The sequence below is a fragment of the Enterococcus sp. C53 genome, assembly GCF_040887425.1.
Classification (GTDB): domain Bacteria; phylum Bacillota; class Bacilli; order Lactobacillales; family Enterococcaceae; genus Enterococcus_B; species Enterococcus_B hirae.
The window spans coordinates 78,059-104,910 of record NZ_JBFOFT010000010.1; the positions used below are offsets into that span (position 1 = coordinate 78,059).

Annotated in this window: 27 protein-coding genes; 2 read left to right on the plus strand and 25 right to left on the minus strand. The window is 36.9% G+C overall.

Translation table 11 applies throughout. The features are described 5' to 3' along the window. Positions 1-187: 187 nt before the first annotated feature. A complete protein-coding gene (locus tag AB3I42_RS12020) occupies positions 188-1,087 on the minus strand; it encodes a deoxyribonuclease IV (RefSeq protein WP_010737962.1) in 900 nt (299 codons plus the stop codon). A gap of 292 nt (positions 1,088-1,379) precedes the next feature. Here AB3I42_RS12020 and AB3I42_RS12025 point away from each other — a divergent pair, with 292 nt between their 5' ends. Beyond that, entirely contained in the window at positions 1,380-3,725 is a 2,346-nt protein-coding gene (locus AB3I42_RS12025; protein WP_081123219.1) for a transglycosylase domain-containing protein, read from the plus strand. Positions 3,726-3,814: 89 nt separating this feature from the next. Here the strand turns inward: AB3I42_RS12025 and AB3I42_RS12030 are convergent, their stop codons facing one another. The 4 genes from AB3I42_RS12030 to ccpA all read right to left on the minus strand — a co-directional run bounded on the left by AB3I42_RS12030 (position 3,815) and on the right by ccpA (position 7,191). Then, positions 3,815-4,417, minus strand: a complete 603-nt coding sequence (locus AB3I42_RS12030; RefSeq protein WP_181914366.1) for a hypothetical protein — start codon at positions 4,415-4,417, stop codon at positions 3,815-3,817. Between the two features lie 117 nt (positions 4,418-4,534). After that, positions 4,535-5,302 carry a hypothetical protein gene (locus tag AB3I42_RS12035; protein ID WP_181914365.1) on the minus strand — a complete coding sequence of 256 codons (768 nt, stop codon included), beginning with the start codon at positions 5,300-5,302 and terminating at the stop codon, positions 4,535-4,537. A gap of 101 nt (positions 5,303-5,403) precedes the next feature. Beyond that, complete coding sequence (locus AB3I42_RS12040; RefSeq protein ID WP_181914364.1) at positions 5,404-5,964, minus strand: hypothetical protein; 561 nt, start codon at positions 5,962-5,964, stop codon at positions 5,404-5,406. A gap of 225 nt (positions 5,965-6,189) precedes the next feature. Continuing rightward, complete coding sequence (gene ccpA / locus AB3I42_RS12045) at positions 6,190-7,191, minus strand: catabolite control protein A (protein ID WP_010718548.1); 1,002 nt, start codon at positions 7,189-7,191, stop codon at positions 6,190-6,192. A gap of 207 nt (positions 7,192-7,398) precedes the next feature. Between ccpA and AB3I42_RS12050 the strand changes: the two genes are divergently transcribed. Beyond that, on the plus strand, positions 7,399-8,502 hold the full coding sequence (locus tag AB3I42_RS12050) for a Xaa-Pro peptidase family protein (RefSeq protein ID WP_181914363.1): 1,104 nt from the start codon (positions 7,399-7,401) through the stop codon (positions 8,500-8,502). A gap of 81 nt (positions 8,503-8,583) precedes the next feature. Here the strand turns inward: AB3I42_RS12050 and AB3I42_RS12055 are convergent, their stop codons facing one another. From AB3I42_RS12055 to ftsE, 20 genes are all read right to left on the minus strand, one after another. Further along, on the minus strand, positions 8,584-8,715 hold the full coding sequence (locus AB3I42_RS12055) for a hypothetical protein (protein ID WP_010718550.1): 132 nt from the start codon (positions 8,713-8,715) through the stop codon (positions 8,584-8,586). A 267-nt stretch (positions 8,716-8,982) separates the two neighbouring features. Then, the gene (locus AB3I42_RS12060; RefSeq protein WP_181914362.1) at positions 8,983-9,579 is read right to left on the minus strand and encodes a YtxH domain-containing protein; all 597 of its coding nucleotides are present in this window, start codon (positions 9,577-9,579) and stop codon (positions 8,983-8,985) included. A 2-nt stretch (positions 9,580-9,581) separates the two neighbouring features. Then, on the minus strand, positions 9,582-10,022 hold the full coding sequence (locus AB3I42_RS12065; RefSeq protein ID WP_010718552.1) for a DUF948 domain-containing protein: 441 nt from the start codon (positions 10,020-10,022) through the stop codon (positions 9,582-9,584). A 129-nt stretch (positions 10,023-10,151) separates the two neighbouring features. After that, entirely contained in the window at positions 10,152-11,090 is a 939-nt protein-coding gene (gene galU / locus AB3I42_RS12070; protein ID WP_010718553.1) for a UTP--glucose-1-phosphate uridylyltransferase GalU, read from the minus strand. A 14-nt stretch (positions 11,091-11,104) separates the two neighbouring features. Beyond that, a complete protein-coding gene (locus AB3I42_RS12075) occupies positions 11,105-12,130 on the minus strand; it encodes an NAD(P)H-dependent glycerol-3-phosphate dehydrogenase (RefSeq protein WP_368022522.1) in 1,026 nt (341 codons plus the stop codon). 43 nt (positions 12,131-12,173) lie between these two features. Continuing rightward, complete coding sequence (gene lgt / locus AB3I42_RS12080) at positions 12,174-13,004, minus strand: prolipoprotein diacylglyceryl transferase (protein ID WP_010737968.1); 831 nt, start codon at positions 13,002-13,004, stop codon at positions 12,174-12,176. Positions 13,005-13,018: 14 nt separating this feature from the next. Next, on the minus strand, positions 13,019-13,957 hold the full coding sequence (gene hprK / locus AB3I42_RS12085) for an HPr(Ser) kinase/phosphatase (protein WP_010718556.1): 939 nt from the start codon (positions 13,955-13,957) through the stop codon (positions 13,019-13,021). 191 nt (positions 13,958-14,148) lie between these two features. Continuing rightward, a complete protein-coding gene (locus AB3I42_RS12090; RefSeq protein WP_010737969.1) occupies positions 14,149-14,499 on the minus strand; it encodes a phage holin family protein in 351 nt (116 codons plus the stop codon). Next, complete coding sequence (locus AB3I42_RS12095; RefSeq protein WP_010718558.1) at positions 14,499-14,807, minus strand: PspC domain-containing protein; 309 nt, start codon at positions 14,805-14,807, stop codon at positions 14,499-14,501. Before AB3I42_RS12095 ends, AB3I42_RS12090 begins: the two co-directional genes overlap by 1 nt. Positions 14,808-15,023: 216 nt before the next feature. Next, on the minus strand, positions 15,024-16,595 hold the full coding sequence (gene liaX, locus AB3I42_RS12100; protein ID WP_010737970.1) for a daptomycin-sensing surface protein LiaX: 1,572 nt from the start codon (positions 16,593-16,595) through the stop codon (positions 15,024-15,026). 241 nt (positions 16,596-16,836) lie between these two features. Further along, positions 16,837-17,379, minus strand: a complete 543-nt coding sequence (locus AB3I42_RS12105; RefSeq protein WP_014834518.1) for a hypothetical protein — start codon at positions 17,377-17,379, stop codon at positions 16,837-16,839. A gap of 358 nt (positions 17,380-17,737) precedes the next feature. Beyond that, the gene (gene phoU / locus AB3I42_RS12110; RefSeq protein ID WP_010718561.1) at positions 17,738-18,415 is read right to left on the minus strand and encodes a phosphate signaling complex protein PhoU; all 678 of its coding nucleotides are present in this window, start codon (positions 18,413-18,415) and stop codon (positions 17,738-17,740) included. A gap of 12 nt (positions 18,416-18,427) precedes the next feature. Then, entirely contained in the window at positions 18,428-19,186 is a 759-nt protein-coding gene (gene pstB, locus AB3I42_RS12115; RefSeq protein ID WP_010718562.1) for a phosphate ABC transporter ATP-binding protein PstB, read from the minus strand. 15 nt (positions 19,187-19,201) lie between these two features. Continuing rightward, positions 19,202-20,008: a phosphate ABC transporter ATP-binding protein PstB gene (gene pstB, locus AB3I42_RS12120; RefSeq protein ID WP_010718563.1), complete on the minus strand. Its 807-nt coding sequence runs from the start codon at positions 20,006-20,008 to the stop codon at positions 19,202-19,204. A 14-nt stretch (positions 20,009-20,022) separates the two neighbouring features. Continuing rightward, positions 20,023-20,907, minus strand: coding sequence for a phosphate ABC transporter permease PstA (gene pstA, locus AB3I42_RS12125; protein WP_010718564.1), 885 nt, complete (start codon positions 20,905-20,907; stop codon positions 20,023-20,025). Further along, complete coding sequence (gene pstC / locus AB3I42_RS12130) at positions 20,907-21,827, minus strand: phosphate ABC transporter permease subunit PstC (RefSeq protein ID WP_010718565.1); 921 nt, start codon at positions 21,825-21,827, stop codon at positions 20,907-20,909. Before pstC ends, pstA begins: the two co-directional genes overlap by 1 nt. Positions 21,828-21,944: 117 nt before the next feature. Then, complete coding sequence (locus AB3I42_RS12135; protein WP_010718566.1) at positions 21,945-22,799, minus strand: phosphate ABC transporter substrate-binding protein PstS; 855 nt, start codon at positions 22,797-22,799, stop codon at positions 21,945-21,947. A gap of 349 nt (positions 22,800-23,148) precedes the next feature. Then, the gene (gene cls / locus AB3I42_RS12140) at positions 23,149-24,597 is read right to left on the minus strand and encodes a cardiolipin synthase (RefSeq protein WP_010718567.1); all 1,449 of its coding nucleotides are present in this window, start codon (positions 24,595-24,597) and stop codon (positions 23,149-23,151) included. A gap of 671 nt (positions 24,598-25,268) precedes the next feature. Further along, a complete protein-coding gene (gene ftsX / locus AB3I42_RS12145; protein ID WP_277985448.1) occupies positions 25,269-26,153 on the minus strand; it encodes a permease-like cell division protein FtsX in 885 nt (294 codons plus the stop codon). Further along, the gene (gene ftsE, locus AB3I42_RS12150) at positions 26,146-26,832 is read right to left on the minus strand and encodes a cell division ATP-binding protein FtsE (RefSeq protein ID WP_010718569.1); all 687 of its coding nucleotides are present in this window, start codon (positions 26,830-26,832) and stop codon (positions 26,146-26,148) included. Before ftsE ends, ftsX begins: the two co-directional genes overlap by 8 nt. Positions 26,833-26,852 lie beyond the last annotated feature (20 nt).

The following is a 26,852-nucleotide window of genomic DNA, read 5'->3' on the forward strand; positions in this document are numbered from 1 at the left end:
CAAAGAATCCCGAAATAGTTACTCAGGGAAATTCTTCGGCTTATTTTAATTCGTATAACTACATTCAACAACTTTTATGTCCATTTGTTGAAATGTCTTCGTGAAGCAAACGAATCACGTTTTTTACTACTAATATCATGTAGTTTTTGCACAGATCCTACAATCAAAACTTTAAGGTTTCATTTGTTTATTCATTCACTGCTGCTAATAATTCTGGGAAAGCTTCTGGATCAAAGTGTTTTTCTTTTAACATAGCAATTTCTTTTCCATATGGTGCATAGGCCGTTTTTTTCTCTTTCCCTACATAAGGGGTTTCTAAGATTTTGGCAATATCTGAAAACATCGGTTCATGTACGATTTCTTTCAGTGCATCAAAACCGATCGTCCCGAAACCAATATTAGCATGACGATCCTTATGTGACCCTTGAGGATTCTTCGAGTCATTGATGTGTAACACTTTCAATCGATCCAAGCCGATTACTTTATCAAATTCTGTCATGACACCTGAAAAATCATGACACACGTCATAGCCTGCATCGTTCGTATGACAAGTATCAAATGTCACAGACAATTTTTCATTCAAAGTCACGCCATCAATGATCTGCGCTAATTCTTCAAATGTCCGACCGACTTCCGTCCCTTTACCAGCCATTGTCTCTAAAGCAATTTGTGCAGTCTGTTCTTTCGTCAAAACTTCATTCAATCCTTCAATGATTTTGGCGATACCAGCTTCGGCACCTGCACCGACATGGGCACCTGGATGCAAAGTGATCTGTGTTGCTCCTAAAGCCTCCGCTCGGACGATCTCTTCTCTTAAAAATTGAACCGCAAAAGGAAACATCTCCGGTTTAATCGTATTTCCCAAATTAATAATATAAGGTGCATGAACCACTATATCAGATAATCCATGTTCCTTCATATACGCTTTCCCCGCTTCGATATTCATGTCTTCAATTGCTTTACGTCTAGTATTTTGCGGTGCTCCAGTATAAATCATAAAGGTTGAAGCACCGTAACTTGCAGCTTCTTCTGCTGCCCCTAATAGCATTTTTTTCCCACTCATGCTTACGTGTGACCCTAATAACATAAAATTCTTCCTCTCCATAAAAAGTGAGTCAATGATCGAAATCCTTATCAAGCCATATTCCATTCATTGATAATCACTCTAAATAAGCTAATCTTTTTCTATTTTAACTGAACATATAGGGAAAGGAAAGTTTACGACTCGAAAACCGGTCTAGTGCTTTAAGTTTCTCGTTCACTCTATCATTCAGAAAAAGAAAGTTGAAATAATCCTTATAAAAATCACCATATCTGTTTTTTTGTTCCATTATTTGCTATAATTAGCGAAATAAAACTATTAGTTGAGGTGAACCCTTTTGCCACGTAAAGATACTCGGAAAAAGCAACATCGAAGGAAAAAGCAAAAATGGTTGGGATTAAACATCGCTTTTGGTGTCTTCCAATCACTGACTACTTTTATCGTCGTCCTTCTTCTGCTACTGGCAGCCCTTGGTGTTGGTATCGGAGCTGGTTATTTTGCCTATCTTGTTGAAGATACCGAAATACCATCCAAAGCAATCCTGCAATCAGAGCTTGGCAACATTACAGAAACATCTAAACTTGTTTATGCTGACAATTCTGAAATATCAAAGATCCAAACTGATTTAATGCGGACAGCCGTTCCTTCAGATCAAATTTCGCCTTTATTGAAAACTGCAATCATTAGTACTGAAGATGAGTATTTTGAGCGACATAACGGCTATGTACCAAAAGCTGTTTTGCGTGCTTTATTTTCTGAAGCAACTGGTATCGGTTCTTCCGGTGGTTCCACGTTGACTCAACAGTTAGTCAAACAACAAATCTTAACTGATGAAACAACATTCAAGCGAAAAGCAAATGAAATTTTATTAGCAGCACAAGTCGAGAAACACTTTTCCAAAAATGAAATTATTTCTATGTATCTAAATGTTTCTCCATTTGGTCGAAACAATAAAGGACAAAATATCGCTGGTGTACAAGAAGCAGCGAAAGGAATCTTTGGTGTTAATGCCAAAGATGTCAACTTACCACAAGCTGCCTTTATCGCAGGTTTGCCACAAAGTCCGATCACTTATAGTCCTTATACAAATACTGGGAGTTTAAAAGAAGACCTTTCAGCAGGATTGAATCGAAAAGATGTGGTTCTATTCAGCATGTATCGTGAAAATAAAATCACAAAACAACAATATGAAGAAGCGAAAGCTTATGATCTCACGAAAGATTTCTTACCACAACAGATTGCTGAACAAAGTGATCGTGAGTTTCTATATTATACCGTTATGGGTGAAGCCACAGAGATCATCACTAAACAATTAGCTGAAAAAGATGATGCAGATTTATCTGATAGTTCAGTCTATGATGCCTACTATCAAAAAGCACAACAAACGATCCAAAACAAAGGTTATACGATCCATTCAACGATCGATAAAAATGTTTATGCGGCAATGCAAGAAGCAGCAAAAAGTTATGGTCATCTATTAGACGATGGCAAAGCCACACAAGTTGAGACAGGAAATGTCTTGATGGATAATAAAACTGGTCGTATCTATGGTTTTGTTGGTGGTAGAAATTATCTACAAAACCAAAATAATCATGCTTTTGACACCCAAAGACAAGCTGGGTCTTCGATTAAACCAGTACTCGTGTATGGTCCAGCCATCGATATGGGGCTCGTAGGATCAGAATCACGTGTTTCTGATTACGCAACTACCTGGCAAGAAGGAAGTAACGCAGGAGAAAAAATCGTCAATGCAACGAATGAAGGTTCTAATACCTTCCAAACGATTCGAGAGTCTTTGGAATGGTCTAACAATATCCCTGCCTATCATTTATATCAGGATGTTTTAGAAAATGGTGGTTCTAAACAATATGCTTATGAAAATTACTTGGCAAAAATGAATTATCCAACCAACGATAATTGGAGCGTTGAGTCTGCACCTTTGGGAACCGTTGATGTAACGACTTTGGAACAAACCAATGGCTTCCAAGCTTTAGCTAATGGCGGGGTCTATCAAGAAGGTTATTTGATTGATTCAATTACTGATAACTCAGGAAAAGTCATCTACAAACATGAGGAAAAACCTGTAAGAGTGTATTCTGAAGCTACAGCATCAATTATGAATGATATGATGCGTAGTGTAATCACTGCGAAAATCACGACACCTTTTAAAGATGATATTACTGCTTTAAATCATGAACTGGGACAAGCGGATTGGATCGGCAAAACAGGTTCAACAAATGACTACCGTGATTCTTGGCTGATTGTTTCAACGCCATCTATTACGATCAGTAGTTGGGCAGGTCACGATGACAACACTGGAATGGACTCAAGAGCCCGATTACGTTCTTCTAGCTATTTAGCCAATCTCATTAATCAAGTATACCAAGCAAATCCAGCGATGTTCGGGACAAAGGATAAATTTGAATTATCTTCTGATGTCTCCAAGAAAAAAGTAGCATCCTTTACAGGACAACTTCCTGGTAAAGTTACTGTTGATAAGAAAACCATCGAAACACCAAGTCAGACAGTTGAATCGCTTTGGGCAAAAAATGGTCCAAAAAAATCAACATTCAAGTTTGGTGTCGGTGGAACGGATGAAAACTATAAAAACTATTGGGGAACTGCTTCAGCCTTTGCTCGAGAGCATCCAGCAAAAAAAGAAAATGATAAAGAAAAAGAATAACTCAGACTTTGTCAAATAATATTGATGAAACGCACCAACATTATTTGACAAAGGACCTAAAAAACAGTCGTCAATTATGGCGACTGTTTTTATCTTGTTAATTTTTCAGTAGCGCCCATACGCTTTTTTTCTTGCTGTTTGACTAAGTTCATTGCTTTATTCCTTTTTTGATCCACTGTTTGCTGTTGATGAGTATTTTTATCTGTAGTCGGTGAATATTTAGACTGATTTAGATCATTGGTAGCAGGTTTGCTTTTTTCTTTTTCATGTATGACTGGTTCCCATACCCCAATTTCAAACCACAGCGGGTTCGTTTCACTTGATTTCTTTAAGTTATCTGACTGTTGGTCATTTCCATTGATATTCATTGAGGGCTCAGCTTTTTCTAAATATAGGCTGGTTCCTTCTTTGAATTTAGGAGTAGTCAAGCTTTTAAAAGTGCTAGGGTTAAAACTATTTAGATCATTGGTAGCAAGGTTGCTTTTTTCTTTTTCATATATGACTGGTTCCCATACCCCAATTTCAAACCACAGCGGGTTCGTTTCACTTGATTTCTTTAGGTTATCTGACTGTTGGTCATTTCCATCGATATTCATCGAGGGCTCAGTTTTTTCTAAAGGTAGGCTTGCATCATCTTTGTCTTTTCCTTTAAAGTCACCTGATTGCCGGTTATCCCCTTCTTTGACAGTCATCGCTTGCTTACTTTCGATTTCCCTACAATAATCGCTATTGTTTTCTCTATTTGGCTCTTCAGGACTTTACATTTTACTTTCATCTTTATTCCAATTGGTTCTTTCGCTACTGTTCGTTTATACTTCTATCCATACTTGTGGGTCATGCTGTTTTTGTTTCTCTTCTTCCAAACGTATGCTGTCAACCCTTTTTTGATTACGTTCATTTGAAGCTTCACGTCTTTTTCTCCATTTGTTGACAGGATCTAATAACTCAATAGATTGATTGTTTTGAAATTGGATGACTGTATCATTTTCCATGCTTTTTTTCAAAATATCGTTAAAATTGTCTCTAAACCGTCCATATATTTGACTTACTTTCCTACTAATGCTAACTAAAATAGCATCGATTTTACTGTCAGACAATTCACTTTTTTTCAAAGTAGAAAGATATTCAAAAGAATAACTCTCCGTATGTAAACCTATATGTTTTGCTAAGATATAACCAATCGCTTCTGATTTAAAATATTCTAATTGGTCTGGATAATCGGTACTAGTCCCTCTTGTCTTATGTATGGCTGAACGCATAAAGTTACTCAATGTTTGTTTATCATTCATCCCTGACTGAATCTCGATTGGCATATTTTTAAATTGGTTAATACTTTGGAACAAAATTTGGTAGAGAAATGAATCAACTGTTTGATTCCCTACATAGTATGCTGGTCTGGGTATTTCTTGCTTTTCCGCTAATTCACTAACATCGAAAACCTGTACTAGAAAAGAGGCTGTTAGTTTACTTTTTGTTTCTTTGTCGAAACGTACTTCTGTATGGTCTCTATAAAGTGCCTCTGGACCCAGTTTTAATTTTTTTTCTAGTTTCTTCCATTCCTGAGCCTCGAGAGCCAATTGGACATCTGGTTTTTGGGCGATCAGGTTTTGGGTTATTTTTGAGTGTTGCCAAGGAAGATGCGCTGTAACAGATAAAAACTTAATAAAATTATCCTCTTCTAGAAAAGTTGAAAGTTGTTTTTTTCGATACGTTTCAATCCCTTCCCTATCCCCCGTTTGTTCAAGCTTTGTATACTTTTATCGTCTATTCCCTCATTAAACCTAAGATTTAGTATATATTCAACTCCTTCTGGAAATAAGTCAATTGAGCTATCCCACTTAACACGTGCATTAATATGATGTGCCACACTTACAAAATAATAAAATTTTTCTATGATCTTTTCTTTATTTTCTTCTATAAACGGACGATATAATTCCATTCCCGGATCCTTAGTTACTATTACCAGTGAAGAATCAAGATATAAGGAATGATTAAAAACAAAACCTGGAGTACAGCGACGATTGTTCTTGTACTTCTCTTCCATTACTGGTAATGGAAATACAAAATCTGTAATAGCATTCTCTGTAAAAGATTTAATAGGAATATACCAATTTCTCCTATTTCTTTCCAATGCAAGATATGTCCTATTTAAATTTTCTAATATTATGTCTTTATACTTTGAAGTTTTTAACTCATCGTAAACATCAGGAAGCAGTTTCACAAAATAAAAATCTGACATTTATAACTTCTCCTTACAATTTAAATTTTCTCTTCTGATAGAGATTCCATTTCATTATACGGAATAAAAAGCTAAAATTTGTCCAAATTTTTACAAAAAAAATAAATAGTTGTTCTTGTTAACTAGCTAAAAGCTTCAACGAATGTTTACTTATTTCAATCACTGAATCTTTTTAGAGGTTAAAAACACTCCACTAGCATCATCTAGTGGAGTGTTAATCACTTATTATTTCGTCGATCCTTTTTCTTCAATTCCATAAGGTAAGATAATTGTTTTTTCTTCAACTTCTTCTTTATTCATCATTTTTGTTAATAGACGCATTGAAACGGCACCTAAATCATACAATGGTTGTGTGATACTTGTTAGGCGTGGACGTGCAACTTCTGTTAACAATGAGTTATTACTTGTAATGATCTCAAATTCTTCCGGTACTTTCACACCCTTATCTAAAAGACCATCTAAAATACCGATAGCTAATTCATCATCTGAAACATAAACAGCTGTTGCGCCACTATTATGAATGCGATCAACTAGGGTTAATCCGTCTTTAAAGTTATACTCTGCTTCAAAGATCAAACCTTCGCTGTAAGGTAAATTATTTTCTTTAAGTGCTTCTTTATATCCTTTCAAGCGATTTTGACCATTGATTGGATCAATCAATGCCCCACTGACAAAGGCAATTTTTTTATTGCCATTCTTAGCTAATTTATTGACAGCATCCTTAGTTGCTGAAGTGTAATCGATATTCACACTTCCAACTTGTTCATCAGGGTCAATTGAGCCAGCCAATACTACAGGAGTCTTAGATCGAGAAAACTCACCACGGATTTCATCAGTGATATGATGTCCCATGAAGATCACGCCATCTACTTGTTTTGCTAACAAGTTATTTAATACATTCACTTCTTTTTGATCATTGCCGTCTGAATTTGCTAAAATGATGTTGTATTTGTACATTGTAGCAACATCATCGATCCCACGTGCTAAAGAAGCAAAAAACATATTGCTGACATCTGGAATGATTACCCCTACTGTCGTTGTCTTCTTACTTGCTAGCCCACGTGCAACAGCATTCGGACGATAGTCCAATCGATCAATGACTTCTAACACTTTTTTTCTAGTCGCAGGTTTGACATTCGGATTCCCGTTAACGACACGTGAAACAGTAGCCATCGAAACATTTGCCTCTCTCGCTACATCATAAATAGTAATTGTTTGCTTTTCCATTCTTGCTCTCCTGTTCATTTTTATATGTTTTCTGAAAATACGCTTTACATTTCTAAAACAGGATAACAAATAATACTCAAAATTGCAACCGTTTTACTACCGCTTTCATGAAAATAATTCATTTTTTCACTTTTATACGTTGGTCTTTGAAACATTAAGTGGTACAATTATCTAATAATTCAATAAATTAGAAAGAAGGATGCCAAAATGAATAACGTAAAAATCAACGAATTACGTAAATGGATGGCTCAAAATCAAGTGGATCTTGCCTATGTTAGTGATCCAGGACACATCGCTTATTTTTCAGGATACGAAAGTGAACCCCATGAACGTGTCTTAGCACTATTTATCCCACTTGAACAGGATCCTTTTTTATTCACTCCGGCTTTAGAAGTTGAAGATGCACAAAACAGTGCATGGTCTTTTGATGTTCGTGGCTATTTAGACAGCGAAAATCCTTGGGAAATCATTGGGAAAGAAATTCGTCACCGTTATGGTCAGCCTGGAAATATCGGAATCGAAAAAAATGCGTTAACCGTTGATCGTTTCGATGCCATTTCAGATGTTCTAACTGGTTCTGACAACTTTACTGATTTAACAGCAATCATTCAACGTCTCCAATTAATCAAAACGTTGGAAGAAAAAGACCAATTACTTGCTGCTGGTAAATGGGCAGATGTTGCCTTTGAAATCGGCTTTAAGGCAGTAAAAGAAGGTGTTACTGAGCAAGCAATCATTGCAGAAATCGAATATCAACTAAAAAAACAAGGTGTTTCGCAAATGTCGTTTGACACGCTCGTTTTAGCTGGTAAAAACGCAGCAAGCCCCCACGGTGCTCCAGGCAGCACAAAAATTTCGCCTAATGAACTTGTTTTGTTTGATTTAGGTGTTGTTTGGGATGGTTATTGCAGCGATGCTACTCGAACTGTAGCCTATAAAAAACCAACTGAATTTCAGGAAAAAATTTATCAAATCACACTTGAGGCACAATTAGCTGCCCAAGCAGCTGTACGTCCCGGCGTAACGGCTGCCGAACTAGATCAAATTGCAAGAAATGTAATCAATAGCTATGGCTATGGCGAATACTTCAATCATCGTCTAGGTCACGGAATCGGAACCACTGTCCATGAATTTCCTTCCCTTGTAGCAGGAAATGATTTAGTCATCGAAGAAGGCATGTGCTTCTCACTTGAACCAGGAATCTATATCCCTGATCAAGTAGGTGTTCGAATCGAAGACTGTGTCTATGTGACAAAAGACGGCTGTATTCCATTTACAACTACGCCAAAAGAATTATTGGTTATTGAGTAAGGTCGTGAAAGAAGCGGTTAACTCCGAACGAATAAGCGATGATTTTTTAAAATAGCTTCTCTTATTTTAGAAAATTATCGTTTATTGTTGAGGAGTTGCTTCTTGAACGCCGTTTATCACTTCTACATCTATTAATGAGTCTAGGGTGACTGTTAGTCCTAGACTCATTTTTTTCTTATCTTCAACCTCACTAATCGTTGTTGGCTCATTCATACCAAAGAGCTCTGGTTACCAATAGATTATACGAATTCTTCTGATCATTCTGGTTCTTTTATAGTGTCTTCACTCTCATGGTAATAAGCATGCTATCAAGTGATTACGCAAATTAGACCTTTACATTATGTATTATTCTAGCAATTATCAAACAAAAAAATATCAAAGCTAGGAAACTTTGCTAGCTTTGATATTCATCACTTGTTCCGTTCGATTAACTGAAATCGAAAAAGTATCTATTAATTACCTACTAAAAATAGAAATTGGCTATTTTCCATTGTCAGTAAATGTATCTTTTAAATCTTCTTTTTTAGCTTTGACATCTTCTTTAGCCATATCTGCCATTGCTTGCGCATCTTTTACGACTGGTTTTGCTTCAGCAATGCCTTCTTTGACTGTTTGTCCAGCTTCACCTGCAGCATCTTTCGCATTGATCATCATATCTTCAGATGCATCTTTAACTGTTTCATTCATTTGTCCGACTGGCTTTTTAAGCTCATCTGCTGATTTCTTGAAGCGATGAGAAAGATTTTCTGATTGTTCTTTTAATGTTAATAAAATGTCTTCAGACTCATCTTCGACATCATTTGCAGAATGATTGACTTTATTTTTCACGCTACCAGCTAAGTCACCAGCTTGTTGGGATAGATCTTGCGCTTTTTCTTTTGCGATGTCTGTTAATGTCGCTGATTTTTCTTTTGCCATATCCGTGTAGTCTGAAGCCATATCAAGTAAATCATCTGCTTGTGCAGCAAGTTCATCGCGTAGTTCTTTTCCTGACTTTGGTGCTAATAATAATGCTGCGACTGCCGCTGCTGTCCCACCAATAACTGCTCCTAGTAAAAATCCACCTTTTTTTGCCATAATTAAATTCCTCCAGTCTTTTCTGTATGTTTTTTATTTTTGAAAAACTTTAAAGCTGTGCCACCAACTTTTCCAGCCACGGTAGCTTTAGCTGTTGTACGCCCAATCCCACCAACTTTGGTTACGATATTTTTACTTGATGTATTCAATTCTGACACGCTTTCACTTAAATCTGCGATAGCTGTAAATAATGGATCAATCGTTTCTACTTTCCCATTGATGTCTAAAAGCAATTCATTACTTTTGACTAGTAAACCTTCCACCTGCCTTGACAAAAGATCGACATCTTTGGTGACGACTTCAATCGTCGTATTTGCTTCTGCCACTGTTTGATCCACTTTTTCTAATGTTTTTGATAATTGTAACAATACTCTTATGATAAAAACAACGAGGACTGCAAATGCGATGGCCGCAATCAGCCCAGCAATTTCTCCGCCTGTCATACTCGAACTCCCTTCTGATACTCTTTCTATAAGCATAGCATTTTCGCATTTTTTAAACAAATAAAAAATAGCAAAGCTTCAACTACTTTTTTTGGATAAGAGCAGTTGAAGCTTTCATTGCTAAAAAATTTATTTTTTCAGCTCATCTTTTGATTCAATTTTTTTGTTGTCTTTTTTTGGTACCATCGTTTGATCAGCTTCTAATTGTTTCCCTAGCTCTTTGATATATTCTTTTAATGGTTCGCCGACTTCTGGATGAGTCAAGCCGTATTCGATACTGGTTTTCATGAAACCAAACTTGTCACCAACATCATAGCGTTTGCCTGTAAAGTTACGAGCAAATACTCGTTGTGTTTTATTCAATGTATCAATCGCATCTGTCAGTTGGATTTCATTCCCAGCACCTGGTTGTTGTTCTGCCAAAACATCAAAGATTTCAGGAGTTAATAAATAGCGTCCAATAATAGCTAAATTACTTGGTGCTTTACTTGGGTCTGGTTTTTCAACGAAGTTTTTAACATTGAACAATCCTTCTTCTAATTCTTCACCAGGATTAATAATTCCGTATTTAGACGTATCTTTTTGTGGCACTTCCATCACTGCGATTGTTGATGCATGTGTCCGCTCATAGTCATCAATCAATTGTTGTGTCAAAGGTACTTCATCTTCCATGATATCATCACCTAACATCACAACAAAAGGTTCATTACCGATAAAAGCACGGGCTTGTAATACAGCATGTCCTAACCCTTTTGGATGAGATTGACGAATGAAGTGTAGATTTACATCAGTTGTTTCTTCAACCAACTTCAATAATTCTGTTTTCCCTTTTTCACTCAAATTCGTTTCTAACTCGATATTTGAATCAAAATGGTCTTCGATTGGTCGTTTTGCTTTCCCAGTGACGATCAAAATGTCTTCGATCCCTGATTTAAGTGCTTCTTCTACGATAAATTGAATCGTTGGTTTGTCAACGATTGGAAGCATTTCTTTTGCCATCGCTTTTGTTGCAGGTAAAAATCTTGTTCCTAAACCTGCTGCTGGAATAACTGCCTTTTTTACTTTCATTTGTCATCTCTCCTCTAAAAAATTAATCGTGAAAATTCATTTTCTTTTTTTCCATCTCGCAACATGATTTCTCTTGCCGCAATTTGTACATTTTTATTTTCATAAAGTACTTCATAAATTGTTTGAGTGATTGGCATGTCTACACCTACTTGCTGAGCAAGTTCTTTTGCGGCTTTTGTCGTATGGACACCTTCCACAACCATCCCCATATTTTCCAATACTTCTGACAGTTCATGCCCTTTACCTAACAAATTGCCCGCTCGCCAATTTCGCGAATGGATACTAGTACAAGTAACGATCAAATCGCCCACACCACTAAGACCAATAAAAGTCAATGGGTTGGCACCCATGGCAACACCTAAACGACTGATTTCAGCTAAACCTCTAGTCATAATAGCAGCTTTTGCATTATCCCCGAAACCTAATCCGTGGATTGCTCCTGCACCAAGAGCAATAATATTTTTCAATGCAGCCCCCATTTCAACCCCAATCACATCAGGGTTGGTATAAATCCTAAAATAATGATTCATGAATAACTTTTGGACAAAGGAAGCTGTTTTTTGATCTGTGCTAGCAGCTGTGATCGTAGTAATGTCATGATTTGCTACTTCTTCTGCGTGACTCGGACCAGATAAAACAGCAATGGATTGACGTTTGTCACTCGGGATCTCTTCTAAAAGAATTTCTGAGATCCGTCTGTGTGTTTCCTGTTCTAGACCCTTGCTTGCATGGATGATTACAGGCTTGGTATTCAATTTAGTGACCACCTCTTGTGCTACAGAGCGAATGGCTCGTGTCGGAATCACGAATAACAAGGCATCAATATCTTGAACTGCCTGTTCCAACTCACTAAAACCACGGATTGACATTGACAAATGATAGTCGGGTAAATATTTTTGATTGGTGTGTTGTTGGTTGATCTCGTCTATTTGCGATTGACGATGTCCCCATAGGCGAACATCATGTCCATTTTCAGCAAGAACTTGCGCAAGAGCTGTCCCCCATGAGCCAGCTCCTAAGACTGCCACCCTATATTTCATTTTACCACTCCTGCTATTTTTTTCATTTTTTTAGCTCTGTAAATTAGATAATCATTTGATTTTTACCAAAAGTGCGATCGTAATCTGGTAGATTTCCTTTTTTTCTACGCCAGATAAACAGAATAATTGTTCCAACGAATAAAAAGGCTGACAACAATTGGGAGATACGAATAACACCTAAGAAGTATAAACTATCTGTCCGTAATCCTTCGATAAAAAAGCGCCCGAAGCTGTACCACATCACATAAACAAGTAAAACTTCTCCTTTTTTCAGTAAATGCTTTTTGTTTCTTAAAAATAGGAGTAGGATAAAGCCAATCAAACTCCAAACGGATTCATATAAAAAGGTAGGTTGACGATAAAAACCTTCAATGTACATATTATCAATTATGAATCTTGGGATATGAAGATTTTCTAAAAAGATTCTCGTCGTGACAGGGCCATAAGCTTCATGATTCATAAAATTTCCCCAACGCCCAATTGCTTGAGCGAGTAGGACACTTGGTGCGGCAATATCTAAAAATGTCCACATGGAAATAAAGTGGTATTTGGTAAAGAAATATAAAGTAATGGCACCTGCGATCAATCCACCATAAATAGCTAACCCGCCAGAACGGATATTGAATATTTGAATAGGATCAGCTATATATTGTGGTAAATCAAATAAAATATAGTACAACCGTGCCCCAATAATTGAAAGTGGCAATCCCCACAACATAAAATCAGTGATATCCTCAGATTTTAAGCCAACACGTACGGCTTCACGGCTACTTAGCCACATGGCAATAATTATTCCCGATACAATGATCAAAGCATACCAATAGATTGGTATTCCTAAAAGATTGAACGCTACCCGATCGATTTGCGCTATCATGTTTCCACTCCTTGCTATTGTGCCCCTGAATTTTCTTCGATCAGACGACTTAATCTTTCTTCAAACGTTTTTGTTGCATCAAATCCCATCGTTTTTGCTCGGAAATTCATTGCTGCGACTTCGATGATGATGGCCACGTTTCGTCCAGTTTTGACAGGTATTTTTATTTGTGGAATCCCCACTTCTGCAATTTCCACAGAAGTATCTTCAGAACCTAGTCGATCATATTTTTTGTCCTTCGCCCAGGCTTCTAAATAAACGGCTAACTGCACTTGCATTGAACCACGGACAGCACTTGCTCCAAACAAGTTCATGACATCAATGATTCCGATCCCTCTGATCTCTATCAAGTGTTCTAAGATTTTTGGTGGTTCACCAATGACTGTCAGTTCATCTTGTTGATAAACATCTACTCGGTCATCAGCAATCAGGCGATGACCACGTTTGATTAATTCTAATGCGGTTTCACTCTTACCAATTCCGCTATCCCCTTGAATGAGTACACCTAACCCATAAACATCGACTAGCACACCATGAACGCTCGTTCTAGGAGCTAAACGACCATCTAAATAACTAGATAATTCTCCAAGCAAACGTGATGTGGAGATTGGTGAACGTAAGACAGCCATACCGTATTCGTTGGCTGCTTGAATCATTTCTTCAGAAGCTGGAAGCCCCCGAGAAATAATGAATGCTGGCATATCCTCACTGCACAATCTTCTCATGATCATCAGTCTTTCTTCCGGCATCATCCGTTCAGCAAAGCTAATCTCTTTGCTCCCAAATAATTGTAAACGATCATGTGAATAATAATTAAAATAACCGGTCAATTCTAAACCAGGTCTTGAGATGTCACCAGTTACGATAACACGCTCCAAACTCTTTTCATCACCAGTCACTATTTCTAATGATAATTTTTCTACTAATTGGCTTACTTTTACAACTTCTGCCATTCGTGCTACCTCATTTCTATTAGAGTGTTCCTTCCCATTTTATCATTGTCTGACAAAAAGTACTACCAAATAAAAAAAACGTTTTTATTTTAAATTCACTTTTTTTATAAAACAAAGCAAAAAGGTACAACCAAGGAATTTAAGACATTTCCCATGGATGTACCCTTTTAGTCATTATCGATTGTTCACGTTTACCTTCTACTATTGTGTTCACTGACAATCATATTCACCACTGACATGATCACAGCAATCAAAAAAGCTGAACCAAAGGAAGCAAAATTAAAATTAGATGCTCCAACAAAAAAGGAAGTCATCTTCAAGATTGCCGCATTGATGACAAATGTGAACAAGCCCAGTGTCACTAAAGTGAATGGTAGTGATAAAATTGTTAGAATAGGTTTAATGAACATATTCAAGATGGACAATACGAAACTTGCTAAAATAGCTGTCCAAATACTATCTACATAAATCATCGTCGGAAAAATCACTGCCAGAGAGATGAACGTCAACGTATTCACGATGAGGCGCTGAAGATAAGACATTAGAAGTCACTCCATTCGTCATCATTGACCTTTTCCGCCTCTTTACGTTTTTTTGTTTGTTCATGATGATAATTATTATTTTGATAATATTGGTTTTCATGCCCATAACGAGTCTGTTTGTTTCGTCCAGAAGGGATGAGCAAAGCCAATAAAATATATAAGATAACTGGACTTCCAAATGCCACTAAGCTTAGGAATACATAGATCACACGAACTACCGTTGGATCAATTCCAAGATATTCTGCAATCCCAGCTAATGTACCAGTCAAAACAATATTTTTATTTGATTTTGTCAATTTTCTTTTCATTTTACTTTCACCTCTGTTCTATTCATTTTAATGGAAGAAAAAGAGTGTGACAATAGATAAACTGTTCATTCTCACTACACTTTTTCTCCAAAGATTTTTGCTTTTCCTCGTTAAAGGAACGAATGACCAAGTATCATCGTTTAATAGTGAACGTACATCCCACTTATCAATCCTGCTTTCGATTGTTAGAATAAGCTAACTCACCGGTTGATTACTTTATTGATCCGTATCTTTTAAATAAATACTACCAGTCGTAGTCGATAATTGGATTCTAGCTACTTCATTTTCAGAGAGACGACGGAACTGTAGTAATTGATTGGTCCGTTCTTTTTTTTCACGGATTACTTCATAATCAGTCAGGCGGCTGTTGATGCTGCCTAAACTTGTTTTCGCATTACCTTCCATGCCAATTCCTGTTGGTAAAGCTACTTTGACATTGCCATTGACTGAACTTGCTTCAATTTTTTTCAAATGTTCTTCTTTCATTGTCAACCGTACATCCCCATTAACGAGAGAAACGGAAAGATTTTCAGGGGTTGTTCCTACAGTGACCGTACCATTCACTGTTTCGATGATCGAATCTAAGATTGCACCTGATTGAACATCGATATTCCCATTAACGCCTTCAATTTCAAGCATGGTTGCTTGTAATTTTTGAATGACGATATTTCCATTTGTCGATTTGGTGTACACATCTTTACCTTCTAAGTCGTTAATCGTAATATTCCCATTTAACAATTTGATTGCTGTATGGTCATATACTCGTTTTGGTAAATAAAAGACTAGATCCGCACGTACACGTTTATTTGGAATTTGGAATGAGACATGCTCATCATTGACTTCAATTTGACTACGTTCTAAGAATGCCTCGAATGGTTCTGCATTCATTTTACCGTATAATTTGATTTTAGCTTCAACTTTCACATCTTCACTTTCCCAAGTTTTCAATGTGACATTTCCGTTTGCAGCTTTGATATCAAGAATACTTGCTGCAGGTGCTTCATAATAAAATTCGTGTTCAAATTTTGTCGTTGCGATACCTGGTACACGGAGATTGACATCTTTCCATTCCATGTTTTCATTAACTGTTTCCGATACCGTTTGGAATGTCTTCCGCAAAAACTTGCCTAGCTGAGAACCAGCTTCAGACATTTTTTCTCCAACTTGGTTCAATGTATCGTTGGCTTGTTCTTTCCAGTCATCTGGTAACTCAAATTTATCAGCAATTGTTTCTTTCTTTTCTGTCCATTGGTTTTTGCGAATATCTTTTAATTCTGCTTCTAGTTTCAATTGTTCTTCTGTTAATTGTTCACTCGCAGCTTCTAATTCCTTGATCTCAGATTCAAGAGTCTTTCTTTGGAGAAGCTCATCTTCTGTTAGTTCATCCAATTCTTCTTTGGTATTCAGCTGCATCAATGTTTCCTGTTTGTCATTGCGTGCCGCTTTATTTTGTGCTAACTTTTCATTCACTTCGTCTAAATGAGCCGACGTTTGATTTGCTTGTGTTGCTAACTCATCTAAGATACGTTCCAAATTTTCTTGATCTTCTTTTTCATTTTGTTTTGGATCGGCATTAAAATGGATTTCTTCTGATGTGCCATTTTCCAATTCATCGATCAATTGAGTTGCTTGATCTTTTTCTTTATGACTAGCAGTTACTTTATCTGCTTCTTTTGCGATTTGCTTTTCATCTTTCTCAGTTGCCATGCTTTCTAATAAATCTAAGCCCTCTTCAGTGGAAAGGATCCCTTTTTTAACTAAGTCTAAAATACGTTCTCTTTCTTTCATGGAAATTGCCTCCTTAAGCAAATATAGTTTGCAAGCTTTTCCTTACATTCATATTATGCACGGAATGGAAGAAAAAGTCATAGGACTTAAGTTGTAACTTTTTCTCCAACTTGAGTTACTGAACGATTTACTTCCCATTGAACCAGCCAATAATGCTTTAAAAACAATATTTCTTTCCCTTTTTATGGCAAGAAATATTGTTTTCTATTTTTTTATGAATTATGTATGAATATTATGGATATTAAAAAAGCAATTGGATAAATGACCATAAATAGCGTATAACACGAAACAGGATAACTAGTAAAAATATATTTCCGACAATAAAACGTCCCATATTACCAATACTTTCTTTTAAATTACTAAATGTAAACCGACGCAAAAAACGTGGCATTGAATGATAGCCGTTTCGCTTCAAACGAAACTTTTCTTCATAGGTTAGTTCAAGCATATCATAATAAACAATTTGAAGTGGTTCACGCGGAAAAAAGGACTTGGAGAATCCAACCATCAATGTATACTGTTTATTCCTTGACGGCAAATTACGCATACCAGTTTTGTTAATCCTGACACTCTTGTCTTCAAGATCATTATAGCTATACTCTGCTTCTTGGATCTTAACGATTTTTGCTTCTGGTTGATTTATCTCTAGATATTTTTGATAGACCTCTGGAAATTTTTGTTTTTGCAGATAAAGATAAATACCTCCCCCAGCAATGATTATCATCAGTAAAACATTATAAAGCAAATGTTCCTGAAAGATGCCTGTATAAGCCAGAACAATCACGAGTACGAATGCTAAGATTAGAATTCGCTTTCAATAATAACTTTGATACATTCTTTTGATTGTCCGCTCATAATAAGCAAAATCTTGCTCAACAAATTTCATCTTCTTTCACTCCTTTTCATCTCTATGCTCTTATTATAATTGAACGAGTTGAAAAAACAAAGACTAGTCGCTGAATTTCGATTATACAAATGACAATTAGTCTTGACCTTTTTCTCTCAGAGAAGTCAGCAATATTCACTCTAAGTCTTCAAGTTACAAAAAAACCGAAGAATTCCTAGGATATTTCCTATTTTGGAATTTTTCGGCTTATTTCTTATAACTCACACGTTGATCGTTACTTTCCAATCTTCAAGAGTTAGAAAATTTCGTTATGATTTGAGTTTAATTCGGTGATTTTTCCTGTAGCTAGATACACGATCCATTCACAAATATTCGTTACATAATCGCCAATCCGTTCTAAGTAGCTGGCAACATTTAGATAATCTGTCCCACTGATGACTGTTTCTGGATCAGACTGCATATTTTTGATCGTTGCATTGTAGATGCGATTGAAATAATCATTGACCCGTTGATCCATATTTGCGATCGTTCGAGCATCTTTTTCATCCGTTTTGACGTAAGCAACCAACACATTGTCCACCATTTTTTTGACATAATCAGACATATCAGAGATTTCTTTTTCGATCTCTGGGATTCTGGTTTGACCTTTCACACGGATCGTTGATTTGGCAACTGAAACCGCATGATCTGCCATTCGTTCCAAATCAGAACTAGCTTTCATCACGGTAATAATCATCCGTAAGTCTGTAGTCACTGGTTGTTGCAAAGCAATCATTTCAAAACTTTTTTTCTCTAAACGTGTTTCCATGTCGTTGATTTTAATATCATTTTCGATCACTTCTTGAGCAAGTGCTTTATCATGTTTGATATAAGAACGAACTGATTTATGCACTGCACTACTTACCATCATCCCCATCTCATAAAATTGATTATGAAGGTTAAGTAGTTCTTCTTCAAACTGTGTACGTAACATTTCGTTTCCTCCTTATCCAAATCGCCCTGAGATATAGTCTTCCGTTTCTTGTTTTTCTGGAGTCATAAAGATTTTTTTCGTATCATTGAACTCAATTAAATTCCCATCTAAGAAAAAGGCTGTTTTATCAGAAATCCGTGAAGCTTGTGACATATTATGCGTAACTATAATCATAGTATATCTTTCCTTTAATTCCAAGAGCATGCTTTCGATTTTCCCAGTAGAAACAGGATCAAGCGCACTAGTTGGCTCATCTAACAAAATAATTTCTGGATTGACGGCTAACACTCTTGCAATGCATACCCGTTGTTGTTGACCACCTGATAAGGATAAGGCACTTTTATGCAGTTTGTCTTTGACATCATCCCACACAGATGCAGCCTTTAAACTTTCTTCGACTACTTGATCAAGGACTTTTTTATCTTTTTCGCCTTTTAGTTTTAACCCATAGATCACATTTTCGTAAATCGAAAAGGGAAAAGGATTTGGTTGTTGGAAGACCATTCCAATTTCTTTACGCAATTCAACAATGTCCGTTTTAGGGCCATAGATATCTTTTCCTTTATACAGGACACTTCCAGTGATCGTCACACTCGGTATCAAATCATTCATTCGATTCAATGAGCGTAGATAAGTTGATTTACCACAGCCAGAAGGACCAATCATCGCTGTGATTTCGCCTTGATTGAAGCTTAGATCGATTCCTTTTAACGCTTCTTTTTTTCCATAATATAAGTGAAGATCTTTTGATGAGATAATTTCTTTTGTCATAACGAATCCTCCGTCTTACCCAAAATGACCCGATACATAATCTTCGGTCGCTTTAATTTTTGGTCTAGTAAATATCTTATTCGTTTTATCGTATTCGATCGCTTTTCCTAAGTAGAAAAAGGCAGTATAGTCACTGATACGAGCTGCTTGTTGCATGTTATGGGTCACAATGATGATCGTGTAATCATCTTTTAGATTCACTAATGTTTCTTCCACTGTCCCAGTAGAAATCGGATCAAGTGCGCTGGCTGGTTCATCTAATAACAAGATATCCGGTTTCATCGCAATCGCACGTGCAATACATAAACGTTGTTGTTGACCACCTGACAAGGCTAAAGCACTTTTATCCAGGCTATCTTTTACTTGATCCCATAATGCGGCTTGTTTCAAGCTGGTCTCAACGATCTCATCTAATTTCTTCTTGTTCTTTTCGCCATGTTGCTTCAATGCAAACGTGATATTTTCATAGATTGATTTACTAAATGGATTTGGTCGTTGGAAAACCATTCCGATTCGCTTACGCATCTCATAGACATCAATTTGTGGTGCATTGATATCGACATCTTTGTACATGATTTTACCAGTCACCTTAGTATTTGCGATCCCATCATTCATCCGATTCAACGAACGTAAATAAGTTGACTTCCCACAGCCAGAAGGACCGATTAAAGCTGTGATCTTATTCTTTTCAAATTCCAGATCAACACCTTTGATCGCTTCGTTGTCACCGTACCAAACATGAAGATCATCTGTATAAAGGGCAATTTCTTTTTCTTGACCCATTGTGATAATATTTCTTTCATTCCAATTATATTCTTTCATCTTACTTCTTCTCCTTAAGCTGAAGTCATTTTCCGGTATAAACGTTTACCAATCGCACGAGCACCAAAATTGAATAGTAATACTGCGATAATTAAGACCGCTGATGCTCCAGCAGATACTGATACACCATCTGGCATCGTTCCTTCCGTATTGATTTTCCAAATATGAACAGCTAGTGTTTCAGCTTGACGGAAAATACTGATTGGACTAGAGACACTCAATGGATTCCAGTTTGAGAAATCAAGTGCAGGCGCGCTTTGCCCAGCTGTATAGATCAAAGCTGCTGCTTCCCCAAAAATTCTCCCTGAGCTTAAAATGACTCCTGTTAAAATCCCTGGAGTTGCCTCAGGTACAACTACACGAATTACTGTTTCCCAACGTGACAAACCTAATGCAAGCCCTGCCTCACGCTGTGTGTAATGCACCGCTTGTAAAGATTCTTCTACCGTTCTTGTCAATAGAGGTAAGTTAAAAACTGTTAAAGCTAGTGCCCCAGAGATAATGGAGAAGCCATACTGGAATTGGATAACAAAAACTAAAAAGCCAAACAAACCAACAACTACAGATGGTAATGAGCTTAATATTTCAATTGAAGTACGGATAACATCAGTCAACCAGTTTTTACCAGCATATTCAGAAAGGTAAATACCGGCTCCTAAAGAAAGCGGAAAACTAATGATCATCGTGATCAATAATAAATAAATCGAGTTAAATAATTGGATACCGATTCCGCCACCTACTTGATAGGCTTTTGATGGTTCAGTTAAAAATGACCAAGAGATATGAGGAATTCCTCGAACTAAAATATATAAAAGTAACGCAGCTAAGATCAATACAATAATTCCCGATATTGCATAAAGGACTCCTGTTGCGATTTTATCAGAGCGTTTTGCGTTCATTATTTCAATGCCCCTTTCTTACCAATCATTCGGATCACGATATTAAAGATTAATGACATCAATAGCAAGATCAAAGCTAATGACCATAACACGTTGTTTTCAATTGTTCCCATGATCGTATTTCCGATCCCCATTGTTAAAATCGACGTCAATGTTGAAGCAGGAGTTGTTAATCCTGTTGGCATCAAGGCAGCATTCCCGATGACCATTTGGATCGCTAATGCTTCACCAAATGCACGTGCCATACCAAATACAACGGCTGTCAAGATTCCCGGTACAGCAGCTCGTAAAACGACTTTATAGATCGTTTGCCAACGTGTAGCTCCTAAAGCTAATGATGCTTCACGATAATGACGCGGCACAGCTTTTAAGGCATCGACTGTCATAGTCGTCACAGTTGGTAAGATCATGACAAACAAAACAAATGTCCCAGCTAAAATACCAAAACCAGTTCCGCCAAAAATGTTTCGGATAAATGGTACGATGACTGATAATCCAATAAAACCATAAACAACAGATGGAATGCCAACTAATAGTTCAATGACTGGTTGCAAGATTTTTGTGCCATTTTTTGGAGATATCTCTGTCATGAAGACCGCTGCACCGATGGCAAAAGGTGTCGCGATGATCGCAGATAAAAAAGTAACGATAAACGAACCAGCGATCATTGGTAATGCCCCGACCATCGGTTTACCATCTGCACCAATTTGTCCAGGATTCCAATTCGTTCCAAACAAGAAATCAAATACGTTGATCTTATCAACGAAAAAGGTCGCTAATCCTTTACTTGCAACAAAATAAAAAATGGCTACTACTACTAGAACGATCAAGGCGATACATAAGAAGCTGATGAATTTACCACGCTGCTCCATTTTTGAACGTTTTGATTTTGTTAATAATACTTTTTTCACATCTTCCACAGATGATTCCCCCCCAGTAAGGTTTAACATACTTATACAGTGTACAAAGCGAACATCAATTTGAGTTTAATAACATGTAAAATTTATGCGAAGTTTGTAAAGATTGTGTAAAGATGATTATTTTACAATATTTCCTTCCCAATCACGTTCTACTTGCATACGTGAAACCGGAATATAACCTAATTCACCTACGATATTATTTTGAACTTCTTCTGATAGCATGTAGTTTAAAAACTCTTTCGTTAACTGTTTTGGTTGATTTTTTGTATACATATGTTCATAAGCCCAAATGATCCATTTATTGGTCGTAACGTTGTCATCGGTTGGCTCTACACCATCAATACTCAAAGTAGCCACATCGTTGGTTACATATGAGAAAGCGACATAACTAATTGCTCCTGGAGTATCTGCAACGATTTGTCGCACCATTCCGCTTGAATCTTGTTCTTGCGCACGAATCGCCGTTTCTCCATCAAGGACCCATTTTTCAAAAGTACTACGTGTCCCACTTCCTGATGCACGATTTAAAATAACCACTGGTTGGTCTTTCCCGCCAAGTTCTTTCCAGTTGGTGATTTCACCCGTAAATAACTTCCGTAAGTTTTCCATTGAGATGTCTTTAACGCCCACTTCCTTGTTAACGATCGGTGTGATCCCAACTACAGCCACTCGATGATCAACTAAAGCAGATGCATCGATTCCAGATTTTTCCTCCGCAAATAAATCAGAATTCCCGATATCTACTGCTCCAGATTGGACTTGAGATAATCCAGTTCCACTTCCTCCACCTTGGACATTGATGAATTTCCCAGGGTTTGCAGCCTGAAAAGATTCAGCGACTGTTTCAACTAATGGTTGCAATGCGGAAGACCCGACAGCTGTAATGGATTCTCCTCGATCGATCCATTTTGAACAACCTGATAAAAGAATAGTTAATCCTATTATTGGTAAAAGTAATTTTAATTTTTTCATTTAGAAATCTCCTTCAGTCCTAAAGTAAGTTCATTTTAACATTTAACAAAATACTTGAAAACGAATTAAAATTATAAAATAACAAAAATAATGATTATTAATAAAAAAACACTATCTCATTAGGTTATTCTATGCTATACTGGCTTTGAAATGTGTCTCTTTATCAAACATTATCTAACTTATTTCTTGCTTTCCCCAAAAACAAGAAGTACCCCAAAGTTAGTTTTGTTCCTGTGAGACGCTTTCTCCATTTCTGACAGTTTACAGAAATGGCCCCGACAGAAAAAGGACATGAGCTGACGTCTTAGACGCCTCCCTCATGTCCTTTTTGATTAGCTGGAAGTAGCAATTATAATAATGGCGAGATCAATCGTGCCAAACCTTCTTTTAATTTGATGATAAATCCTCGATTTTCATAGCGTTCTTTGGTTAACAGTTGTGACTTTCTTGAATCAGCAAAGAAAGCTTTTCTTACGTGAGTCGCCATTCCTTCATCATAGATCAACGCATTCACTTCAAAGTCTAATTTGAATGAACGGACATCAATATTTGCTGAACCAATTGAAACTATTCCACTGTCAATGATCATGGTCTTAGCATGGATAAACCCATTTTCATAGGTTTCGATCACTGCACCATATTCGATTAGTTCTGCTGCAAAAGAATAAGTTGCCCAATAGACTAACGGATGATCAGGTTTATTGGGAATCTGAATCTGAACTTTGACACCAGAAAGCAAGGCTAATTTCAATGCTTCATGAATGGATTCATCTGGGATATAGTAAGGCGTTTGAATCAATATTTCTTTTTTTGCTAATGAAATCATTTTTAAATAAGTCAATTTGATTTGTTCATGCTCAGAATCTGGGCCACTTGTGACGATTTGAAGTGCTAAAGTGCCTACAGAATCAATTTTTGGGAAAAATTTTGGTGCATAGCTGACTTCTTTCACGTGCTGCGAGTTCCAATCCATCAAGAAACGATTTTGTAGCGTATAAACTGCTTCCCCATAGATTCGCAAATGATTGTCTCGCCAATAACCAAACTTTGAAACTTCTCCTAAATATTCGTTTCCTACATTGAATCCACCAGTATAACCAATTTTCCCATCGATAACAACGATTTTGCGATGGTTTCGATAATTGATTCGTGGATTGATATAAGGGACAAATAGTGGAAAGAAAAAAGCGACTTCACCACCAGCTACCTGTAATTCGTGGAAAAATTTTGCATTTACTTGGGTAGACCCCCAAGCATCTAATAATACACGGACTTTAACCCCTCTTTGAGCTGCTTCAGTCAGCGCGTCACGCACTTCCTTACCCAGAGCATCGCCCCGATAAATATAATATTGTAGATGGATATGATCTTTTGCCTGCTTGATGTCTTCAATCAATGCATCAAATTTTTCTCGTCCATCCGTAAATAAAGTCACTTCATTTCCAGTTGTGTACAATGTACTTTCAAACACTGTCAGCATATAGATTAGTTGCTTGACATCAACTTGTCCTGTTGGTGGATGCGGATAAAGTCCTCGCATCAAGGCTTGTTTGTCTTCTTCAATTTCCAAGTTCTTCCCGATTTTCCCTTGGATCTTCAAATCAAAGATCTTGTCTTGTGAAATACCTCTGCCAAAAAAGATATATAAAAGAAAACCGACAATCGGAATAAACATTAATACTAACAACCATGCCCATGTCTGAGCGGTTTCTTTTCGTTCACGAAAAACAATGACAATTGATAATAAGATATTCGCAATTAGGATGATCGTAAAAAAATTATCAACAACTACTCTCATGGCTCACCTCTTCACTTTTACACCTACTTAAGAATAGCCGAGATGTTTTTTAAAGTAAAGTGAAAGTATCAGACAGATAATGATCTCAATGAATTAAAATACCTACTGCTGTACCAATATGACCTCCTATTGATCATTACTTGATATTATTTTTTTATTTTATATTATGAGACAAAAAATGATAGCGTTTTACAAAGAGATTGAGACAAAAGTGTTTAGCATCAAGAAATAAGAAGGAATTTCCGAAAATTGACAAGAAACACAAAAACTAGTTTTTGATGTTGATTGTTATCTACTTGGTGCTTCTCAAATTTTTGGTAAATTTCGGCAAATTTTCCGAAGATGCTGCTTTTGTCTCACCGTGAACAAGAGGTCGTGAAAGAAGCGTTTAGCTCCGAGCGAATAAGAGAGGATTTTTTAAAATAGCTCCTCATATTTTAGAAAATCATCGCTTATTGTTGAGGAGTTGCTTCTTGAACGCCGTTTATTCGTTTTTAGAGATACTAGAAGAGACTGAGACGAGTTTTGTCCCAATCTCAACTAAAAAAGCAGACAGAAAAATGAATTTCTGTCTGCTGATTCATTGAATCATCCATTTAAACTTTAAAGTTGTTGGATCTTCTTGAAACAACTCGTTCCATCCTTTCATATGGTGAAACGATGGAAATGAATTAAAACTTCAAGAATCTTCTCATCGAAATAATTGATCCTAATGAACCGATAATGATTCCGATCCCAGCCATCAAAGCGTTGATTTTCCACACGATATCCTGTGGTTGGATCAAGGAATAGTGGGAGCGCAATAATGAAGGGTTAAGCATTCGGAATACTTCTTGGTACCCAAATGTAATCAGCAATACCGGAATAATTGCACCGATCAAACCAATCCAGCCACCTTCTAAAAAGAATGGCCAACGAATGTAGCCGTTTTTGGCACCAACTAATCGCATGATTTGAATTTCTTTTTGGCGAGATAAGATCGTGATTCTGATTGTATTTGAAATCAAAAACATTGCAATAAACAATAATAATGCTGCTGCAGCTAAGCCCCATGTTCGAACGGTTCCTGCAAGCTTAAGAATTTTATCTGAAGACGTTCCACCGTAATCCGCGCGAGAAACATTCGCTAATTTTCCGGCTTCTTGAGATACTTGTTTCGTATAAGAAGGTTCTGACGTTTGAACGACATAAACATCATATAACGGGTTGTTATCTCCTTCAAATAAACTCCATGAATTCCCCATAGCATCCTGGATCTTTTTCAACTCTTGGTCTTTACTTGAGAATTTGACACTTTTGACGTGATCAATCTCTTTTAATTGTTTTTCAAGATTCTTCATATCTTTTTCATTCGTGCCAATATCAACGAAAACAGAAACATCTACGTTGCCTTCGATATCTTCGGCTAGTTTCGTTGCATTCATGATCACAGCCATGAATACCCCAACTAATGTTAATGTGATCGTCACGGCACTCACTGAAGCGACAGTCATCCAGCCGTTACGCTTTAAACTCTTGATACTCTCTAATAAATGTCGGAAAAAGGTTCTAATCATCGTATCCATATTCCCCTTCCGCTTGGTCACGTATGATTCGTCCATTTTCGATGGCGATCACTCGATGACGAATTGTATTCACGATCGTACTGTTATGGGTTGCCATAACGACCGTTGTCCCTTGAGCATTGATTCGGTCCAATAACTTCATGATCTCCCAAGAATTCTCCGGATCTAGATTTCCTGTAGGTTCGTCAGCAATCAATACTTTCGGCGTATTTACGATTGCACGGGCAATCGATACCCGTTGCTGTTCCCCACCAGATAACTCACTTGGAAAAACACGCACTTTATGTTTCAATCCAACAAGATCTAACACTTCCATCACACGTTTTTTGATATCTCGTGGTTTTCTACCGATTACTTGCATCGCATAAGCGACATTTTCGTAAACTGTTTTTCTCGGCAACAGTTTGTAGTCTTGGAAAACTACCCCGATTTCTCTGCGTAAGTAAGGAACATCTTTGTTTTTGATTGCCATTAAATCATGACCAGCAACATTTAAGGTTCCTTTTGACGCTTTTTCTTCTCGATACATCAATTTGATGAATGTAGATTTCCCAGCCCCTGATGGACCAACTACATAAACGAACTCTCCTTGATCGATAACAACCGATAAATTTCGGATTGCAGTCGTACCATTTGAGTACTTTTTCATGACATCCTTCATTTCAATCATGGCGTTCTCTCCATATCTTT

Coding starts and splice junctions, on each gene's coding strand:
- AB3I42_RS12095 (WP_010718558.1), bottom strand. CDS start 14,807: ATGAAAAGAAAATTGACAAAATCAAATAAAAATATTGTTTTGACTGGT.
- AB3I42_RS12020 (WP_010737962.1), bottom strand. CDS start 1,087: ATGTTATTAGGGTCACACGTAAGCATGAGTGGGAAAAAAATGCTATTA.
- pstB (WP_010718563.1), bottom strand. CDS start 20,008: ATGAAAGAATATAATTGGAATGAAAGAAATATTATCACAATGGGTCAA.
- AB3I42_RS12075 (WP_368022522.1), bottom strand. CDS start 12,130: ATGAAATATAGGGTGGCAGTCTTAGGAGCTGGCTCATGGGGGACAGCT.
- AB3I42_RS12030 (WP_181914366.1), bottom strand. CDS start 4,417: ATGACTGTCAAAGAAGGGGATAACCGGCAATCAGGTGACTTTAAAGGA.
- hprK (WP_010718556.1), bottom strand. CDS start 13,957: ATGGCAGAAGTTGTAAAAGTAAGCCAATTAGTAGAAAAATTATCATTA.
- ccpA (WP_010718548.1), bottom strand. CDS start 7,191: ATGGAAAAGCAAACAATTACTATTTATGATGTAGCGAGAGAGGCAAAT.
- galU (WP_010718553.1), bottom strand. CDS start 11,090: ATGAAAGTAAAAAAGGCAGTTATTCCAGCAGCAGGTTTAGGAACAAGA.
- AB3I42_RS12090 (WP_010737969.1), bottom strand. CDS start 14,499: ATGTCTTATCTTCAGCGCCTCATCGTGAATACGTTGACGTTCATCTCT.
- AB3I42_RS12050 (WP_181914363.1), top strand. CDS start 7,399: ATGAATAACGTAAAAATCAACGAATTACGTAAATGGATGGCTCAAAAT.
- cls (WP_010718567.1), bottom strand. CDS start 24,597: ATGAGAGTAGTTGTTGATAATTTTTTTACGATCATCCTAATTGCGAAT.
- pstB (WP_010718562.1), bottom strand. CDS start 19,186: ATGACAAAAGAAATTATCTCATCAAAAGATCTTCACTTATATTATGGA.
- AB3I42_RS12060 (WP_181914362.1), bottom strand. CDS start 9,579: ATGGCAAAAAAAGGTGGATTTTTACTAGGAGCAGTTATTGGTGGGACA.
- AB3I42_RS12135 (WP_010718566.1), bottom strand. CDS start 22,799: ATGAAAAAATTAAAATTACTTTTACCAATAATAGGATTAACTATTCTT.
- phoU (WP_010718561.1), bottom strand. CDS start 18,415: ATGTTACGTACACAGTTTGAAGAAGAACTACTTAACCTTCATAATCAA.
- pstA (WP_010718564.1), bottom strand. CDS start 20,907: ATGAACGCAAAACGCTCTGATAAAATCGCAACAGGAGTCCTTTATGCA.
- lgt (WP_010737968.1), bottom strand. CDS start 13,004: ATGATAGCGCAAATCGATCGGGTAGCGTTCAATCTTTTAGGAATACCA.
- AB3I42_RS12055 (WP_010718550.1), bottom strand. CDS start 8,715: ATGAATGAGCCAACAACGATTAGTGAGGTTGAAGATAAGAAAAAAATG.
- liaX (WP_010737970.1), bottom strand. CDS start 16,595: ATGAAAGAAAGAGAACGTATTTTAGACTTAGTTAAAAAAGGGATCCTT.
- AB3I42_RS12040 (WP_181914364.1), bottom strand. CDS start 5,964: ATGTCAGATTTTTATTTTGTGAAACTGCTTCCTGATGTTTACGATGAG.
- AB3I42_RS12065 (WP_010718552.1), bottom strand. CDS start 10,022: ATGACAGGCGGAGAAATTGCTGGGCTGATTGCGGCCATCGCATTTGCA.
- ftsE (WP_010718569.1), bottom strand. CDS start 26,832: ATGATTGAAATGAAGGATGTCATGAAAAAGTACTCAAATGGTACGACT.
- ftsX (WP_277985448.1), bottom strand. CDS start 26,153: ATGATTAGAACCTTTTTCCGACATTTATTAGAGAGTATCAAGAGTTTA.